6 protein-coding genes and 1 pseudogene are annotated in these 3,496 nt (G+C 64.5%); 2 read left to right on the top strand and 5 right to left on the bottom strand.

Annotated features, from left to right (window positions below; genetic code table 11):
• The 5 genes from JCM19049_RS09825 to JCM19049_RS19995 form a co-directional block, all read right to left on the bottom strand.
• Window positions 1-469: copper resistance protein CopC (locus JCM19049_RS09825; protein ID WP_279402896.1), on the bottom strand; the 469-nt coding region annotated here is incomplete at its 3' end.
• Between the two features lie 65 nt (window positions 470-534).
• A complete protein-coding gene (locus tag JCM19049_RS09820) occupies window positions 535-1,080 on the bottom strand; it encodes a hypothetical protein (protein ID WP_279402895.1) in 546 nt (181 codons plus the stop codon).
• 243 nt (window positions 1,081-1,323) lie between these two features.
• The gene (locus tag JCM19049_RS09815; RefSeq protein WP_054821492.1) at window positions 1,324-1,608 is read right to left on the bottom strand and encodes an HU family DNA-binding protein; all 285 of its coding nucleotides are present in this window, start codon (window positions 1,606-1,608) and stop codon (window positions 1,324-1,326) included.
• Window positions 1,609-1,839: 231 nt separating this feature from the next.
• Window positions 1,840-2,499 (bottom strand): hypothetical protein, encoded by a 660-nt coding sequence (locus tag JCM19049_RS09810; protein WP_054821491.1) that lies wholly within the window; start codon window positions 2,497-2,499, stop codon window positions 1,840-1,842.
• Window positions 2,463-2,714 carry an SDR family NAD(P)-dependent oxidoreductase gene (locus JCM19049_RS19995; protein WP_279402897.1) on the bottom strand — a complete coding sequence of 84 codons (252 nt, stop codon included), beginning with the start codon at window positions 2,712-2,714 and terminating at the stop codon, window positions 2,463-2,465. Before JCM19049_RS19995 ends, JCM19049_RS09810 begins: the two co-directional genes overlap by 37 nt.
• Before the next feature lie 203 nt (window positions 2,715-2,917).
• Between JCM19049_RS19995 and JCM19049_RS09805 the strand changes: the two genes are divergently transcribed.
• Both JCM19049_RS09805 and JCM19049_RS09800 read left to right on the top strand, forming a co-directional pair.
• Window positions 2,918-3,265: a DUF1992 domain-containing protein gene (locus tag JCM19049_RS09805; RefSeq protein WP_054821490.1), complete on the top strand. Its 348-nt coding sequence runs from the start codon at window positions 2,918-2,920 to the stop codon at window positions 3,263-3,265.
• 2 nt (window positions 3,266-3,267) lie between these two features.
• Window positions 3,268-3,496 (top strand): annotated as a pseudogene (locus tag JCM19049_RS09800) (DUF1992 domain-containing protein); the annotation flags it as partial.

The following is a 3,496-nucleotide window of genomic DNA, read 5'->3' as shown; positions in this document are numbered from 1 at the left end:
GTTCGTCGCTGGCCTCGGTGCTCGGGGCCGCTGCGGTTTCGGTCGCGTCGCTGCCGGCCGCCTGGTCTTCCAGGGTGAAGCCCACGGTTCCGTCGATGGGGTGACCGTCGGAGGAAACCACGCGGTAGGTCACGGTGTATTCACCGTTGGGCAGCGGCTGGTTCGGGGTGGCGATGACATCCCGGCCCTTGACCTGCAATTCGTTGTCGAACTTTTGGCCCTCGGCGTTCGAGATGACCACCACGGTCATGTCTGCGCCCTCCACGTGCTGCAGTTCGCCGGAGAAGTTCAGCTTGATCTGTTCTGGCGATTCACTGATCGTCGATTCGTTCTTCGGGGTGGAGCCGGTCAGCTGATCGTGGGCGTTGGCCGCGGTGCCGGCGGTGAAGATCGCCAGCACGGCGATCAGCAGGGCCGCGAAGAGGCGTGCGGCGTAGGTCGTCTGGCGGGAGATGGCCAGGGTTTTCATGGGTTTTCCTTCCATCCCTGTCCGCAGGTGTTCCCCTGGGACAAGGCAGGTATTGAGTTCGGGGTTCAGGCGAAGGTCAATACGGCGGAAGGCGGTCCGCGCAGCAGCGGCAGCCGGTGGTCGTGCCGGCCGGAGAGCACCGGCACTTCACGAGTGTTCGTGGTGACGCGGGGCCAGGGAGCCGGGGCGGTGCGCAACAGCAGCAGCAGTCGGCGCACGAAGGAAAGGCTCAATATCTCCAGCACGGCCCGGGCCAGTCGTTCGCCCTGGCGCAGGGTGAAGATGGTCAGCACGGCGGCGCCCATGTGGGCGGCGAGCATGTCCAGCGACTCGGCCTGGACGGCTTGCGGGTTCACGCCCAGCGACATGACGTGGTTGGCGTGCACGCCGGTGCCGGTGGCGGCAACCAGGCTGGAGCCGTGGTGCGTCATGACCGACAGTGCCAGGTGGTAGAGTCCCTGGCTTCCGAAGACGAGCAGGCTCAAACTCAACAGACTGTTCTTGCGCCCCAGCATCGCCATGGCCACCACCGCGGAGACGCAGGTGATCAGGACCATGACCACCAGGGATGCGACGGTGGGGACGGCGTGGGCGTGGGCGGCAAACGCCATCCAGGTGCACACAGCGGCAGCAAGCCATCCGCGCATGACGCGTGGTGCTGCTGTGCTCATGACTGTGCTACCCCTACCGGTTCGAGCTGGACGTGCCCATTGTGGGTAATTCTACGTCAGGTAGAAGCAGGGATCGAATCGGCCCTGCACCATGCAGCAGAGGCCGGAATCCATGATGGATTCCGGCCTCTGGCAACAGTTCGCCCGGGTGAGCCCGGACACCGTTGAAAGTCTGAAAGAAGACTACTTCTTGGCTACGGCGGCCTTCAGCTTCGAACCAGCGGTCAGCTTCACCGAGTGGCCGGCCGGGATCTGGATGGCTTCGCCGGTCTGCGGGTTGCGGCCGGTGCGGGCGGCGCGGTCGGTGCGCTCAACGGCCAGCCAGCCCGGGATCGATACCTTCTCGCCTTTGGAGATCTGCTCGACGAAGACGTCGAACACGGCATCCAGCACACCGTTGACGGCAACCTGGGAGTTATCGGTCTTTGCTGCAACAGCAGCAACAAGTTCGCTACGGTTCATAGCCAATGTATGGTCCTCCTGGACTAGTCTTCCTTGGCCCAACGAGCCTTGGACGCCACGCGGTCGCGCGGTCTTCTAGAAACAGAACCTATCAAATGATTATGGGCGAAACGCCCGAAATCACCGGAAATCTGCGGATTTTTTGGAGATTGGCGGAATTTCACGCTCGGCTTGACTAGTTCACCACATTTTGAGGTGCGCCGATCCGGCGCTGAGTGAAGACTGTGCCATCTGCTGCTAGAGGCCGAAGGGGTCGGTCCCGTCATTGGCTCGCCGATAAAGCTCCCACACCGGATCCAGGAGTTTCTTGCTGCGGGTCAACCGGGACGGTTTGACCATGCGCACCCGCCCCTTGGAGAGCAGTGCCGGGCCAAAATACACCCCGCGTTCGGTGGCGGCGATCCCCGGGTTCAGGCTGCTCGATGATCGGCACCGCCCCCTGGTGCTTGCCCTGGGCAAAGCCCGACTGCAGCTGATCGCGCCAGCGCCGGGCCAGTCGGTTCGTTGATCCCCGGCACCGCGATGCTCAGACCGGATATGGAGTATCCCGGGTGCACGGCCAACGACCGGGCCGGCCAGGACAGTTGCTTCAGGCGGTGGTCCAGGGCCATGGTGAAGCACTGCAGGGCCGCCTTGGACTGGGTATAGCGCGGTAGGCGCTGTACCGTGGTGCAGTTCCAGGTTCTGCGAGTCGGCCGGCAACATCCGGGTGGACATGGACCCCAGGCCAATCAGTCGCAGCTGCCGCTGGCGGAACTGCTCAGCCAGGGAGCCGATGAGCCGGGCATGGCCCAGGAAGTTGGTGGCCAGGGTCAGTTCGTGCCCGTCGACGCCCACCTGGCGCTGCCGTGGGGTGTGGATCAGGCCGGCGTTGGCGACGATGATGTCAAGTTCCACCGAGCCAGGTCGCGGCCAAGCCGGTCAACGGAGGCGTAGCTGCTGGTGTCCAGTTCATGCTGCCGTATCCGGCTGCCCGGGACGAGCTGTTCAATCAGCTCCCGGGCTAAGCGATTGCGCTGCATCGAGCGGCTGGCGATGATGACCTGTGCCCCGCTGGCCGCCAGACCCAGTGCGGTGAAGAAGCCAAGCCCGGCGTTGCCGCCGGTTACCAGGCAGTCTTGCCCTGCCCCCAGCCGTTCCAGCGTTCCCGGTTGGCATGGACGGTATCCGCTGGTTCCCCGTGCCCCAGCAGGCCTACCGCTCCGTGTCGATACTTTCTGGTCATGGCTTTCAGGCTACTACGGGCCATGGCACGACACTGGGAGGCGGACGGCGACTATTGCCGCAGCGACCGGCACGGTGACACGATGGATTCATGAGCAACGAGTCCAAACGCCCCGGCGAAGACGCGTCGCTAAATGCCGCCCGCTATCAGATGCAGCGCTCCAGCGAGGAGGCGTTGCCCGAGGACGAATATGCCCGGCGGACAGGACGCAGCGACCCGCAGGCCAAGCCCCGCACTCCCCTGCAGTATCACGCCGAGGATGAGGCGTGGCAGGTGGCCAATTCGGCAATCGAGGAAGCCATGTCTCGCGGGGAATTCGACAACCTGGCGCTGGCAGGTCAAAGGATTGACCATGTCACCGGCGACAGCGACCCGGACTGGTGGCTCAAGGGCCTGATGAAGCGCGAACAGATCAGCGGACTGGGTCCTCCGGCCTGACGTTGCGGGTTGAGGATCAGCACCTGGAGCAGGTACTGGACCAGCTGCCCGGCGAGGCCGGAGTGCGGGAGCATCTAAAGGATTTCAACCGCCGCGTTATTGAGGCCCGCCGTCAGCTGCAGGGTGGTCCGCCGGTGATTACGGCGTTGCGCGACGTGGAGGAAGAAGTGGCCCGGTGGCGGGATCGTCGTGCCGCCCGCAAGCCACAGCAGCCGTCGAACGAGCCCGCGG

The organism is Arthrobacter sp. JCM 19049, from assembly GCF_001310435.1.
Note: the sequence above shows the minus strand (reverse complement) of the source record. Positions and strands in the feature narration are given on the sequence as shown.

Bases quoted from the DNA above. Each gene is read 5' to 3' on its own strand.
- JCM19049_RS09820 (WP_279402895.1), bottom strand. From the start codon at position 1,080: ATGGCGTTTGCCGCCCACGCCCACGCCGTCCCCACCGTCGCATCCCTG.
- JCM19049_RS09805 (WP_054821490.1), top strand. From the start codon at position 2,918: ATGAGCAACGAGTCCAAACGCCCCGGCGAAGACGCGTCGCTAAATGCC.